This window comes from Haloplanus rubicundus (assembly GCF_003342675.1).
Taxonomy (GTDB): domain Archaea; phylum Halobacteriota; class Halobacteria; order Halobacteriales; family Haloferacaceae; genus Haloplanus; species Haloplanus rubicundus.
Genome location: NZ_CP031148.1, coordinates 3263446 through 3277634 on the forward strand (window position 1 = coordinate 3263446; position 14189 = coordinate 3277634).

Sequence of the window (14189 nt, forward strand, 5' to 3'; positions counted from 1 at the left end):
AACCCTCGCCAGTAAAAAAGTGCAATCATTTTATAATATCTGTGTAACATTTAATCCCCTCTCGAACGTCGCGCCGACCGGCGTGAGCGAGACATCGTTTCGAACGAAACAGCAGCCATGACTACATCAACCGAGCAACTCGAGACCGTACTCGTCGTAGTGGCGCTGGTCGTCTCCCCGTTCGCCGGGGCCGTCGCGTTCGCGGGACCGGCGGCCGCGGCGAGTGGCGTCACCGTCGACAGCGCGCTGTCGCCGACGACGGTCGACGAATCGTCCACCGTCTCTCACGACGTCACCGTCACCGTCACCGACGTGGTGACCGACAGTGGGACCGACTCGCTGGCGATCACGCTCCCGTCGACGGCGACGGGGGCGACGATACCCAGCGCGACCGTCACCAACAACTCCACGTCGGTGAGTTCGACGGCCCGCGTCGACGGTCGAACCGCGTACGTCAACGTCACGGAGGATCTCTCCGGCTCCAACGACACCGACGTCGACCTCACCGTCGACGCGACGATCCGCGTCTCCTGGGGGTCGGTCACGAGCACCCAGTCCGACACGGTTTCGTACCGATTCACCGACAGCGGCGACGGTGATCTCGGCCCCGCGACGCTCGCGACGGTGACCGTCCGCGACGTCGCCGGGCCGAGTGGGTCGACCCGCGCCGGCCCCGGCGGCAGCGGTGCCTTCGACACCGTCGACGGCGAGGGCGTCGTCTATCCCGGCGCGACCGTCTTTCAGGGCGAGACCGACATCCAACTCGGCGGTCCCCTCTCGGGCGGCGTGGTGAAGACCGCCGGCGACGCCGAGGGCATCCCGCTCGAAACCCCGAACGTCCCGGAGGATCAGGCGGTGGGGCGGTACACGACCGACGGGCAGTCCGGTTCCCCCGGCGTGACGGTCACGACGCCGCGAGTCACCACGCTCGACGTCGAGAACGTCCGCGGCGTCGACATCGCCGGCGGGTCGGTACGACAGGGAAGTCCCACCAGCGGGTCGGGCGAACTCACCGTCGTCGGCGCCTGGAACTACGAGGAGGCAGAGAACCTCGAAGTCACCGTCCAAGACAACGACGGCCTCGACGTGACCGGGGACGCCATCGTCGAACCCCCGGGGTCGACCGGTGACCGGGCGACGAAGCAGGCCGCCGACATCACGGACAACGAGGTGCGGTGGGACATGGACCTCTCCGATCTCGACACCGGCACCTTCACCATCACCCTCGCGGGGACCGACGACCTCGACTTCGGCACGGCCCGTCGGAGCACGACCATCACCGTCACCGCGAGCGACGACGTTCGTCTCGCCTTCGACCGCCGAACCGTCACGCGCGGCGAGGACGTGACCTTCCGGATTCGCGGGTCGAGCGCCGGCGAGTACCACATCGTCACGGTCGCCGAACGCGAGTTCCGTTCGGCAGACCTCTCGACCGCCCAGCGCGAGCGGATCTTCCGGCGGGTCGGCGACACCGTTCTCACTGGCTACTCCGAGAACGAGGATGTCGCGTACGCCGTCGTCGAAATCGACGACGACACCGGCGTCGGCGTCGGCCAGATAGACACGACGAGCCTCGACGACGGCGACGTCGACGTGATCCTCTACCGGGCCTCGCCGGACCGCCCGGAGAACGAGGGCGACGTCGACGCCGACCTCGACACGCTCTCCGAGGAGGACGACCCGTCGATCACGGTCGACGAGGGCGAGGTGTCGATCACGAACCCGCGAGATACGTACGTCGTGGGCAGCGAGATCACGCTGAACGGGACGGCGTCGGAGGGCATCGACGACGTGGCGTTCTACGTCCGCCGCCAGGACGACTACCGACTCCTCGACCTCGACGGGTCGGCGTCCGGCGGGACGCAGGCGACGGTGTCGGTCGATCCCGACGGGACGTTCGAAGTCGAGGATGTCGTCCTCTCGACGGGGAACGAGGCCGGCAACCGTCTGCTCTCGCTGCCCGGCTCGTACCGCCTCGGCGTCATCGACGCGGCCGACGCCGGCGGCCGCGGCGACATCCAGCGGAGCCTCGGCGTCAGCGAGTTCACGCGCGGGACGAGCTTCCAGCGGTCGATCCGCGTGGTCGATACGGAGCTGAGTTCGGTCGTCCGGACCGTCGGCGGGCAGGTGTCGACCGACGACCGCGTGGTCCGCGTGACCGGCGCCTCGCTCGGCTCCCGGACGGTGGCGTTCGTGTTCGTCGACGAACGGGGGAACGTCCAGTACGCGGACGTGCGGACGGAGGCCGACGGCACGTTCGAGGAGGACGACCTTGACCTCGGCGGGAACCTCGAGGACGGACAGGTCACCGTCCTCGTGCTCACCGCCGGCCGCGACGGCGAGTTCGGGGACGGCGGACTGCGTTCGCTCGCGGGTGGCGACGCGTACGCCGACCTCGAACAGTTCGCGACCGATCTCGACCGCCGATCCCTGACCGGCGATCAGGTTCTGGCGCGCCTCCTCGACGAGACGGTCGAGGCGACGGCCAGCGACGACCGGAGCATCACGGAGACGTTCCGTCTCGCCGACTCCCAGACGACGATAGGCAACGTCTACCCGCTGGGCGCGCGGGCGTCGGGGGTCAATCCCATCGCCGTCGACGACACGATGATCGTCGAGGGAAGGACCAACCTCCGCCCCGGTGACAACGCGATCACCGTCGAGTTGCTGAACGAAGACGACGACTCCGTGGCGCTCGCGACGACCGACGAGTGGAGCTACGACGGCACCTACCGGATCGCGCTCGAACTCGACGACGTCGAGACGGGGACGTACACGCTCGAAGTCGACGACTCCTACAACACCGACACGGTCCAGGTCGAAATCGTCGCGCAACGAGTGACGCCGACGCCGGAGCCGACGCCGACCGAACGTCCGACGTCGACGCCGACCGAACGTCCGACGCCGACGCCGACCGAACGTCCGACGGAGCGGCCCACGCCGACGGCAACCGCGACGGCCACGCCGACGCCCACCGAGGGCGGTGGGCCGGGATTCGGGGTCGTCGTGGCGCTGCTCGCGCTCGTCGTCGCCGCGCTGCTGGCTATCCGGCGCGGCGACTGAACAGGAAGCGACGACCGTCGGTCGACGACGGCGGCCACCCGCGTTCGGGGACCGCCCCACGTGCCGTCACTCGATGTCGATGCTGCGCGCTTCCTCGACCTCCAGTCGTGGGAGCGTGACGGTCAGGACGCCGTGTTTCATCGTGGCCGTCACGGCGTCCTTGTCGACTTCGTCGGGGAGCCGGATCGAGCGACGCACCGACTCGTGGCGACGTTCCCGTCGCAGGTACTCCGCCTCGTGTTCCTCCGTGGCCGTCTCCCGGTCGGCCTCGATGCGGAGCGTGTGATCGGTCACCCGGATGTCGACGTCGTCGCGGTCGAATCCCGGCAGATCCGCGGTCACGACGAACTCGTCGTCGGTCTCGGCGAGGTCGATGGACACCGACTCCATCTCCGTGCGCCACCCGCCGAAGGGACCCTCCTCTTCCCACATCCGGGTCGCGTCGTCGAACTGTCGGTCCATGCGTTCGAACAGGCGCTCCAGTTCCTCGAAGGGGTTACTGCGTGTCGTCATGGTCTACGACGCCGATACGACGACCAGCACGAAAAAAATATGGTTCAGTTGTCATTTTCTGAGACGGAGGGTTCCCGAGCGGTCGGCGTGGGGCGTTTCGATCCCCGTCACGCCGGCGACGCCAGTTCTTCGGCGAGGAGCCGTCGCAACCCGCGGCGGATGCGCTGTGACGCGGCCGTATCGGAGATCCCCAGTCGGTCGCCCAGTTCCTCCAGCGTGATCTCGCGCGGGATGGCGAAGTAGCCGGTCTCGAACGCGGTCCGCAGCGTCTCGTACTGTCGGTCGGATAGCGTCGCCGAGACGCCGCTACGGCCACGTCCCTCGGGATCGTAGATGCCGCTCACGTCGAGTGTCACGTCGCGGTCCAGACACTCCCGGTAGAAGTCGGACAGCGACTCGCGGGACGGAAAGCGGAGTTCGAGATACCACGTCCCGTCGCGGACGACGCCGTCGACACAGGATGCCTCCACCGCCACGAGCGTCTCGAGAAACGCGTGTCGACGATCCGTCCACCACACGCGCACCAGGACCGCGTTCTCCACGTGGTCGATCACCGCCACCCGTTCGACGTCTTCGTCGCGGCGGAGTCTGCGTCGCGTCCGATCCGCCGGCAGCCCGGTCACCCAGAGGAACGGCACGACGCCCTCGCCGAGCGGCACCACGCGCTCGATCACGATCCGCAGCGAGTCGTGACCGTGCAACGTTCGTGCGAGTTTGAACTCGTCGGCGGGCACCGAGACGTGTGCCATCACGCTCATCTGACGATAATGTCGTTCGTCCAACAATATATAACTTACAGCGTTTACTCAGTCGTCGACAACGGGCGGGAGTTCGGGTCCGTTCGCGGTCGTCTCACACCGGGAAGACGGCCGCTGGTGTTCCAGAGGCGACGCGTTCGGAAACCTTGGATAGCCGATAGATAAACGGGTTGGGTGTCGATGCCCAACGCCTATCGGAAACACGGGAGTACGTGCAGTCGCCGAACGGGGGGTAGACCGTGCCAATATGCAAGAACTGTGAGTGCTTCGTCACTCCGGACTTCGCCCGCGTCTTCGGGAACAACGACGGTGAGGTGGTTCGCTGTGTCGACTGTGCGCCCTTCCGGGAACTCACGATGGGGACGAGTGCGGTCCCGAACACATGACCGATCACGTCCCGTCCCCGCTGGGGCGCTGTCCGCGTTGTGACGTGCGCGTCTCGAGACGCCGTCTGCTCATCGAGTACGAGCGTAGCGACGAGGAGTATCGGATATTTGCGTCGTGTCCGAACTGTGAGACGGTGGCCACCCCACGATGACTGATCTCGGCGCGGTCGCGGCCGCACCGATAGCGGACTCACGATAGATGAATCTAGATCCAACACTCGATCCGGAGGAGTATCGCATGGAACTCTTTCTCCGGTCGCTGGCGCCGCCGGCGGCCCGGACGGTCCAAGAGGCGACCATCGACCGGTTGAAGCGACTGGAGGCCCGGGGCCACATCCGGGAGTACGAACTCACGATCTGGGGGGATCGCATCCGTCTCGACACGACGCCTCGGACGCCGACGGAGGAGGCGATCCGCGACAAAATTGACCGATTCCGGCGCTGGGAGCGACGAAACGGCGTGTCGCTCGCGCCGGGCTTCGACGAACGGGAGATCGATCCTCTGATCGACGACACCTACACCGTCTTCCGAACGCCGGTGATCGCGCTGGCGGTGTACGCCGGTTCGAACGTGTGGGGGGTCTTTCCGTGCGAGGTCGACGGGGACCCCGTGACCGTCGACGCGTGCCTCGACGCCTTCCTGCGACGCGGGTCGCTCGTCGAATCACGGTCCCCGGGCTGACCAGACTCGTGACGCGACGGACGGGACCGCAGCCACCGCACCGCCGGACGTGGCGGACGCGAAGGCGGGCCGCGGGAAACCCGGGACGCGGCGCGAGTGGAGGCGGACTCGTGGACGACGAGTGGTAGGGAATTTAACAGTTGTGCGCGCCGTTTCGTCGGCTATGGCCGACCAGCGTACGGTGACCGTTCCGGTCGACGACGTTCGACTCGACGGCGAACTCGCCGTCCCCGACGGCGCGTCCGGGCTCGTCGTCTTCGCACACGGCAGCGGAAGCAGCCGGCTGAGCCCGCGTAACAACTTCGTCGCCGAGGTGCTCCGGGCACGCGGCCTGGGTACGCTCCTGTTCGACCTGCTCACCGAAGCGGAGGACCGGACGCGCGAAACGCGGTTCGACATCGACCTCCTGACCGGGCGGCTGCTCGGGGCGACAGCGTGGCTCCGCGGCCGCGAGGGGACGGCGGGGATGCGCCTCGGATACTTCGGGTCGAGCACCGGCGCCGCGGCCGCGGTGCGCGCCGCGGCGGAGCGGGGCGACGACATCGACACCGTCGTGTCGCGCGGCGGCCGGGTCGACCTCGCCTCGGAACGGCTCTCGGCGGTCACGGCCCCGACCCTGTTCGTCGTCGGTGGCGCCGACACGGAGGTGCTGGAACGTAACCGCGAAGCGCTGGCGGCACTCACCTGCCGAAAGGAGTTGGCGGTGGTCGAGGGCGCCGGCCACCTCTTCGAAGGGGAGGGAGAACTCGAAGAGGTCGCCGACCTCGCCGCGGAGTGGTTCGCGACGCATCTGTCCTGACCGGTCACCGCAGCGCCGACGCCGCCACGACGAGCGTTCCGTCCGCTCGGCGGTCGCTCTCGATATCGCTCCCGAACTGGGCGAGGAGATCCAGATTCGTCCGGACGTGGTCGGTGAGCGACGGAATCCGGACGCGTCCGCCGGCGAGCGCGAGGACGACCAGTAGCTGGTCGGCCATGAACGGGTCGACCGCCGCGTCCGTGGCGTGGACCGCCCCGAACTCCCGGACGGCGTCCTCGGCGACGGCCTCGGAGGGACGCCCCCGTTCCCCGAGCGCGTCGACGCCGACGAGACCCTCCTCGTAGACGCCGCGGAGGAGGAGCGACGACCCCGGCGAATCCGCCTCGACGTACTCGACGCGCCGGATGTCGGCCGGAAGACCCGCCGCCGCGAGTTCCTCGCGGGCGCTTTCGGCCTGCCGGTCAGCTACCTCGCGGTCGGCGAGCGACGCGGCGGCCTTCGAGTAGATTCCGACCCGTTCGAGTTCGCCGCGTCGGTCGAGGGCGACCGGCGAGAGCGGCGACGGCGCCACCCGCAGGGTCGCCTCGCCGCCGCCGGCGGGATAAAAGCCCGTCCGCTGCAGGTCGACGGCGGCCTCGACCCCACAGTCCGTGAGCAACGGGAGCTTCACCAGCCGGTGATACGCCATCGTCGGCGCCCACTTCACGTCCGTGCCACCGGTGGCGGTGAGTTCCAGGGGCTCGTCGCCGGTCACCGCGATGGGGAGGACGGCGTCGAACAGGAGCGTGACGCTCCCTGCCGTGCCGATGTCGGCGTCCAGCGTCGTCCGACGCTCGTCCCCGGGGCGGAAGGTCAGCGCGTCGGCGCCGAGTTCGGCCCCCTCGACCGCAGCGTCACAGCAGTCCGCGACGACCCGAACCGCGGCGAGATGCTGGGGTTTGAGACCGGGGTTCGGGCGGGCACCGCGGACGTCCTCGATCCGAAACGGGGTGCCGGTGATCGTCGAGAGGCTCAGCGCCGTCCGGAGCAGTTGGCCGCCACCTTCGGTGCCGTCGACGGTGAGCATCGGTTCAGTTTCCCCTTCGACGGCGGGGTACCTGAAGCTGTCCGGTCGCCACCGCGGCCGGGCGAGACGCTTACAACCGTGGACTTCCCACACGCGGTGTGGACAGGGATCGACTCGTGCTCGGCCTCGCGGCGGTGTTCGCCGGCCTCACAGTCGTGCTCGTAGTGCTCGCGTTCGTCCGCCAGCTATTCCTGCTCTTCATCGCGCTCCCGTTCGCGGCGACGACGTACCTGATGTGGCACCACGCGACGGGACGGATCGAGGACCGCGCCCGCCGGGAAGCGCGGGCGAGTCGCACGGCGGCCGGACGGCGGGAGCGACGCGCCCCCGGCGGCTTCGGCGCGACGGCCCGGGGCGCGGCGTCCGGCGCCCGCGCGGGGAGCCGTCGACGGGAGGCGCCCACCGCCGACGCCGGCCCGAGTCGCCGCGAGGCCTACGAGACGCTGGGGCTCGACCCCGGTGCGAGCGAGGACGAGGTGCGGCGGGCCTACCGGGCGAAAGTGAAGGAGGTCCACCCCGACGCCGAGGGGGGCGACGAGGAGACGTTCAAGCGGGTGAACCGCGCGTACGAACGCCTGCGCGAGTAGGGTGAGAAACGTACCCACACGACGGAAAGCGTTTTGCCGAGTCACCACTTAACACGCCCCATGACCGCCGATCGGGCCCTGCTGGAGCGGGCCCTGGAGCGCGGGGAAGAGGAGGGCGGCCCAATCGAGTTCAAGGAACGCCTCTCCCGCGAGGTCCACCTCGTCGACGGCCGGATGGAGAGCCTGGCGGCCCAGTTGCGCCATCGCGTGCTCTCGGGCGACGGCGAGGCGACGTACGTGGTCGGCGTCACCGACGACGGTCACGTCGCCGGCATCCGCCCGGCCGACTTCTCCGAATCGATGGACGTGCTCTCCTTGCTCGCCGAGGAGGCGGGCGCCCACATCGAGGACGTGGAGACGTGGGGCGTCGGCGGCGAGGACGAAAGTGGACTGGTAGGCGTCGCCACGATCAGGGAGGGCGCCATCCTCGACACCGACGACTCCCACATCGTCGTCGGCACGGCGGGCCACGTCGACCACGGCAAGAGCACGCTCGTCGGGACGCTCGTGACGGGGCAGGCCGACGACGGGCAGGGAAGCACGCGCTCGTATCTCGACGTCCAGCCCCACGAGGTGGAGCGCGGTCTCTCGGCGGACCTCTCCTACGCGGTGTACGGCTTCGACGACGACGGACCGGTGCGGATGGACAACCCCCACCGGAAGTCGGACCGTGCCCGCGTCGTCGAGGAGGCGGACCGCCTCGTCTCTTTCGTCGACACCGTTGGCCACGAGCCGTGGCTCCGGACGACGATCAGGGGGCTGGTCGGGCAGAAACTCGACTACGGCCTGCTGACCGTCGCGGCCGACGACGGCCCGACGAAGACGACACGTGAGCATCTCGGCATCCTGCTGGCGACGGAACTGCCGACGATGGTCGCCATCACGAAGACGGACGTGGTGAGCGAGGAGCGGGTCCACGAGGTCGAACGCGCGGTCGAACGGCTCCTGCGCGACGTGGAGGAGACGCCGCTCCGGATCGAGCGCCACGGCGTGGCCGCGGCGGCCGAGGAGATCGGCGACGTGGTACCCATCCTGAAAACGAGCGCCGTCACCGGGACGGGGCTGGACGCCCTCGACGACCTGTTCGAGCGCCTGCCCAAGACCAACGGCGGCGACGGCGACTTCCGGATGTACATCGACCGCACCTACTCGGTGACCGGCGTCGGCGCCGTCGCCTCCGGAACCGTCAACTCCGGCACCGTCGAGGCCGGCGACGACCTCCTCCTCGGTCCGATGCCCGACGGCGACTTCCGCGAGGTGGAGGTGCGCTCCATCGAGATGCACTACCACCGCGTCGACCGCGCGGAGGCGGGGCGGATCGTCGGCATCGCGCTCAAAGGCGTCACGGAGGCGGAGATCGAGCGCGGCATGGTCCTCCTCCCGGCCGACGCCGATCCCACGCCCGTTCGGGAGTTCGAGGCCGAGGTGGTCGTCCTCAACCACCCAACCCGCATCGGGACGGGCTACGAACCCGTCGTCCACCTCGAGACGATCAGCGAGGCGGCCGTCTTCCGCCCCGAGGGCGGACACCTCCTCCCCGGCGACCGCGGGGTCGCCACGGTCGAGTTCAAGTTCCGCCCCTACCTGATCGAGGAGGGCCAACGCTTCGTCTTCCGGGAAGGTCGGAGCAAAGGCGTCGGCACCGTCACCGATATCGACCCGTAACGGATGCGACGACCCGGATCGTCGCTGCTCTTCGCCGCGGCCGCCGCCGCCACGCTCGTCGTCTACGCCACCCTCTCCGTGCTGACTTACCGCGCACTGTTGTATCTCTGGGCACAGCAGCCCGATCCGGCCACGACGACCGCCGTCGTCGTTGCCCTCACGCTCGCCGCCGGTTACGCCAGCTACCGGCTCGGGACGGCGCGGATTCGGTTCGCGCTCGATCCCGCCGAACTCCCGCGGGCGGAGCTGCCGGAACTCTACCGCCGCGTCGACGCCCTCGCCGACCGCGTTGGCGTCGAGACGCCGCGGCTCATGGTCGCGTCGCTCCAGGGGCCGAACGCCCTCGCCCTCGGCGGCGCCCGCGACGGCGACGTGGTGCTCGACGGCTCGCTGTTTCGACTCCTCACCGCCACCGAACTGGAGGCGATCATCGCGCACGAACTCGTCCACCTGAAGGGCCGGGACAGCCTGGTGAAGACCCTCGGCTACAGCGTCGTGCGCACCGTGACGGGGATGGTCTGGGTCGTCCTCCTCCCCATCCTCCTGCTGGTCGGGGGCGTCGCCCGCACCGTCTCGCTCCTCCGCGGCGACGACCCCGCCGAATTCCGCCGGACGGTCCGGACGGCCGACGCGGTGGTGACGAGTTTGGTCGTCGTCTGCCTGTTCACCCTGACGGCCGCCGTGCAGGCGTACTCGCGCCGCCGGGAGTACGCGGCCGACGACCGGGCGGCCCGGCTGACCGGGCCGCTGGCGCTGGCGAGCGCGCTGGAGAAGATCGACCGCGCGACGACGCCCGGCGGCCTCCTGTCGACGCTGGTCGTCCACGGCGACGAGGAGGGGCTGGTCACCGACCTACTTGCGTCGCATCCGCCGATGGACGACCGGATCGAGCGGTTGCGGCAAGCCGCGGCGCGCCGCCGGAACTGACCGACGGCGGCGATTCGATCCGGTTCGGGTCGCTGGTAATCCATCGCCCCCGAACCGTCGGCACGGGCGCCGACCGCCTACCTCGGGCGAGGGGCACAAAGTATTTGGGAGTGTAGGGACCGTCTGGAAACACCCCTACCAGTGGCTACATTGACATCTGACCGAGCCACGAACCTGACATGAAAGGGACCCGCTCCGGATTGTCAGTAGATCAAACAGCCAACACATGACAGACTACAACCAGAAGATCCGCGCGGTCATCCTCGCGGCGCTGATGGTGTTCTCCGTGTTCGCGGGCACCGTCGCGCTGTCGGGCACTGCCGCGGCAGCCGTGAGCAACGTGACTGGGGACTCAGCCTCGACTCAGAACGTTGAGATCGGACAGAATTCAGTGACACAGGACGTCGTATTCACCGTCGACGTCGACGGGAACGACCAGCTCCAGAACGTCAGTATCGACGTCTCGTCCGCCACCAGTACCGGCTCGAGTATCAGTGGTATCGACACGACCAACATCACGATCACTGGCGGTGACACCGGCCAGGTAAACATCGACTCCGTTACCGACAATACGGGCGCTGGGACGCCCCACATCGATATCGGGCTCGAAGACACCGACACTACATCCGGGACTGACACCGTCACCATCACGGCCACGTTGACCCACGACACGACTAGTATTAGCAGCGAGTCGTCGCAAACGTACCCCATCGACAGCGGTGCGAGTCCGGGTGGGGCGACAAGTGACACGGTCAGCTACGACTTCGAAGACACCACCGATCCGTCCGTCGTCATCAACAGCGTCGAGCCGACCTCCGTCGGACAGTACGGCTCGGTGACGGTCGACTACAACCTGACCGACGCCGGGACTGGCGTCGACACCGGGAGCGCGAACACGTTCCTGGAGGTCGAGGACAGTAACACCGACACGATCACGAACAACAGCCTGAGCACCGGCACCAACCAGGTGGCCACGTTCGACCTCTCGAACCTCGCCGGCGGTGAGGCCGAACCCGGAACCCTCACCGTGACGCTATCCGCCGACGACAGCGACACCGTGACGACTGTCGAATCCAACACGACCACCAACACCAGCGCGTCGGTGTCGTCGCTCGGCTCCGGCAACCGCGCCGGTGCCGACGACGGGACCGGCACGTTCGACACCCAGGACGGGACGGGCTACGTCTTCGACGGCGCGACCGTCTTCCAGGGCGAGTCCGACATCTTCCTGGGCGGCTCCATCTCCGACGGCGTGACGAAGACGGCCGGCGACGCCGAGGGCGTCCCCCTCGAAACGCCGAACGTCCCCCAGGACCAGCCGACCGGGTCCTACACGACCACCGGTACCTCCGGCAATCCGGGCGTGACCGTCCAGACGCCGCGTGTGACCACGCTGGACGTGCTCAACAGCAACCTCAACGACATCGCGGGCGGTTCGGTCGCTGAGGGTACGAGCCCGACCAACAGTCAGGACGGCACGAACGCCGGTAACCTGACCGTCGTCGGCGCCTGGAACTACCAGAACGCCGAGAACCTCGAACTGACCGTCGAGGACGACTCCGGTCTCGACGTGACCGGTGACGTCATCGACGACAACGTGCAGGAATCCAACGACGCCGTGCGCACCGGTGGCGAGACGGATCAGAGCTTCACGAACCCCGAAGGCGCCAGCCGCGGTGGCGACGCAGCGGTCAACGAAGTGCTGTACCCGATCGACCTCGCGAACACGGGCACGGGCACGTACACGATCATCCTGGCCGGCACTGACGACCTCGACTTCGGTCAGGCCAGCCAGTCGACGACCATCACGGTGACCGGTGACGACGACGCGAACATCGAACTGGACTCGGACAACGTCGTCCGCGGTGAGGACGTCCGCTTCGAGATCCAGGGTTCGGACGCCGGTGACAGCCACGTGGTCATCATCGAGGCCGACGACTTCCGTGACGGCGTCTCCCCCGAGAACGCCGCGCGGATCTTCCGGCAGGTCGGCGACACCAGCGAAGTCGGTGTCGTGACCGACTCGCCCGGCGATGCCGCCAAGTACAACCGGTCGACGGTTGACGACACTGGCATCAACGGCGACATGCAGTACGCCTACGCCAACATCACGATCGACGACGACACGGGTGTCGGCGTCGGTCAGATCGAGACGCAGTACCTCGACGAGACGGACGTCGAGATGACGCTCTACAACGGGACGACTGAAGTGCCGTTCGAGCTCGGTAGCACGACCGACACCGAAGGCGAGGACGACGAGCAGACGCTGGAAGTCGAGGAAGGCGACCTCTCGATCGAATCGCCCGGTAACGCGTACGTTGTCGGCAGCGAAGTCGAGGTCAACGGCACGGCCTCGGAAGGCATCGACGACGTTGCCTTCTTCGCCCGCCGTAACGACGACTACGAGATCGTCGAAATCGACGGCTCCAACACGCTGACCGTCGACGCCGACGGCACGTTCGAAGAGGAAGACGTCGTCCTCAGCGAAGGGGAAGGCACCGGGAACGACATCCTGTCGCTCCCCGGCACCTACCGCTTCGGTGTGGTTGACGTCGGCGGCCTCTCGGGCTCGCCCGACACCGACGACGACTACGACCTGTCGCCCTCGGAGTTCAACACGAACACGAGCACCCAGCAGTCGCTGCGGGTGACCGACACGGAACTGTCGGCGACGGTCAAGACCGTCGGCGGTCAGGTCTCGACCACCGACTCGACCGTGAACATCTCGGGTAGTGCGTTCGGCGCCTCGAACGTCGACGTCCTGTTCGTCGGCGACCGTGGTGGCACGCACACCGCGGACATCTCGGTCGACGACGACAACACGTTCGACGAGGACGACGTGTCCATCAGCGGTCTCGAGGATGGCCAGCGCGTCAGCGTCCACATCCTGATCCCCGGTCGTGACGGCGAATACGGCACGACCGGCGAGTCCGACATCGACGGCTACCTCGATACGAAGAACTTCGGCAGCTCGACGGGTGCGCAGATCCGCGCGAACGTCGTTGCCGACACGATCGAGGAGACTGGAAGTGACGACCGCATGGTCACGGCGAACTTCCGCTACGCCGACGCGCAGACGCAGATTCAGACGGTCTACCCCGAAGGCATGGAAGCCTCCGGTGTCAACCCGGTTGGTGTCGACGACACGATGGTCGTTGAAGGTGCGACCAACCTGCGTCCGGACGACAACTCGATCACCGTCGAACTGCTGACGAGCGATGGTGACTCGGTCGCCCTCGCGACCACCGACGAGTGGTCCTACGACGGCACGTGGTCGACGAGCCTCGAGCTGGAAGACGTCCAGACGGGCACGTACGACCTCGAAGCCGACGACGGTGAGAACACGGACCTCGTTCAGGTAGAGATCGTCCAGAGCGTCCAGACGGCAACGCCGGAACCGACGGAGACGCCGGAGCCGACGCCGACTGACACGCCGGAACCGACGCCGGAACCGACGCCGGAACCGACGCCGGAACCGACGCCGGAACCGACGGACACGGCAACGGCCACGCCGACGCCCACTGAGGGTGGCGGTCCTGGCTTCGGTGCCCTCGTCGCCGTCATCGCGCTCATCGCGGCTGCGCTGCTGGCCGTCCGGCGCGACAACTAAACGACTGAATCACGACTGACCGCCGGAAGCGGTCACCCGGTGCGGCTTTTTTCGCGGTTCGGTCGCCGCCGGCGGTGGCAGTCGCAAACGCCACGCGTCTACAGTATGACCGACGTGGACAACTAGATCGAGCGGTTTCGGTGGCGAGAGTGAGCGTGGGAACGCGGCCGCT

Annotated in this window: 12 protein-coding genes; 9 read left to right on the forward strand and 3 right to left on the reverse strand. The window is 68.0% G+C overall.

Features of this window, described 5'->3' with window-relative positions:
* Positions 1-117: 117 nt before the first annotated feature.
* On the forward strand, positions 118-3063 hold the full coding sequence (csg, locus tag DU484_RS17875) for an HVO_2072 family ArtA-dependent S-layer glycoprotein (protein ID WP_114606604.1): 2946 nt from the start codon (positions 118-120) through the stop codon (positions 3061-3063).
* Positions 3064-3129: 66 nt separating this feature from the next.
* Here the strand turns inward: csg (DU484_RS17875) and DU484_RS17880 are convergent, their stop codons facing one another.
* Together DU484_RS17880 and DU484_RS17885 are read right to left on the reverse strand one after the other, a co-directional pair.
* Positions 3130-3576 (reverse strand): Hsp20/alpha crystallin family protein, encoded by a 447-nt coding sequence (locus tag DU484_RS17880; protein ID WP_114587120.1) that lies wholly within the window; start codon positions 3574-3576, stop codon positions 3130-3132.
* 107 nt (positions 3577-3683) lie between these two features.
* The gene (locus tag DU484_RS17885; RefSeq protein WP_114606605.1) at positions 3684-4334 is read right to left on the reverse strand and encodes a helix-turn-helix domain-containing protein; all 651 of its coding nucleotides are present in this window, start codon (positions 4332-4334) and stop codon (positions 3684-3686) included.
* A gap of 239 nt (positions 4335-4573) precedes the next feature.
* Between DU484_RS17885 and DU484_RS20840 the strand changes: the two genes are divergently transcribed.
* From DU484_RS20840 to DU484_RS17895, 4 genes are all read left to right on the forward strand, one after another.
* On the forward strand, positions 4574-4720 hold the full coding sequence (locus tag DU484_RS20840) for a DUF7563 family protein (RefSeq protein WP_449405115.1): 147 nt from the start codon (positions 4574-4576) through the stop codon (positions 4718-4720).
* A complete protein-coding gene (locus tag DU484_RS20845; protein ID WP_449405116.1) occupies positions 4717-4872 on the forward strand; it encodes a DUF7837 family putative zinc-binding protein in 156 nt (51 codons plus the stop codon). Before DU484_RS20840 ends, DU484_RS20845 begins: the two co-directional genes overlap by 4 nt.
* A gap of 47 nt (positions 4873-4919) precedes the next feature.
* A complete protein-coding gene (locus DU484_RS17890) occupies positions 4920-5402 on the forward strand; it encodes an HTH domain-containing protein (protein WP_157969592.1) in 483 nt (160 codons plus the stop codon).
* Between the two features lie 163 nt (positions 5403-5565).
* Complete coding sequence (locus DU484_RS17895) at positions 5566-6201, forward strand: dienelactone hydrolase family protein (RefSeq protein ID WP_114606607.1); 636 nt, start codon at positions 5566-5568, stop codon at positions 6199-6201.
* A 4-nt stretch (positions 6202-6205) separates the two neighbouring features.
* On the opposite strand, the gene rtcA is transcribed toward DU484_RS17895, so the two are convergent.
* Positions 6206-7228 (reverse strand): RNA 3'-terminal phosphate cyclase, encoded by a 1023-nt coding sequence (gene rtcA / locus DU484_RS17900; protein WP_114584262.1) that lies wholly within the window; start codon positions 7226-7228, stop codon positions 6206-6208.
* Positions 7229-7326: 98 nt separating this feature from the next.
* Here rtcA and DU484_RS17905 point away from each other — a divergent pair, with 98 nt between their 5' ends.
* The 4 genes from DU484_RS17905 to csg (DU484_RS17920) all read left to right on the forward strand — a co-directional run bounded on the left by DU484_RS17905 (position 7327) and on the right by csg (DU484_RS17920) (position 14017).
* Positions 7327-7815 (forward strand): J domain-containing protein, encoded by a 489-nt coding sequence (locus DU484_RS17905; RefSeq protein WP_114584263.1) that lies wholly within the window; start codon positions 7327-7329, stop codon positions 7813-7815.
* Positions 7816-7875: 60 nt separating this feature from the next.
* Positions 7876-9480 (forward strand): GTPBP1 family GTP-binding protein, encoded by a 1605-nt coding sequence (locus tag DU484_RS17910; RefSeq protein WP_114584264.1) that lies wholly within the window; start codon positions 7876-7878, stop codon positions 9478-9480.
* A gap of 3 nt (positions 9481-9483) precedes the next feature.
* Entirely contained in the window at positions 9484-10407 is a 924-nt protein-coding gene (locus DU484_RS17915; protein ID WP_114606608.1) for a M48 family metallopeptidase, read from the forward strand.
* Between the two features lie 226 nt (positions 10408-10633).
* Positions 10634-14017 (forward strand): HVO_2072 family ArtA-dependent S-layer glycoprotein, encoded by a 3384-nt coding sequence (csg, locus tag DU484_RS17920; protein WP_114606827.1) that lies wholly within the window; start codon positions 10634-10636, stop codon positions 14015-14017.
* The last annotated feature ends 172 nt before the right edge of the window (positions 14018-14189 follow it).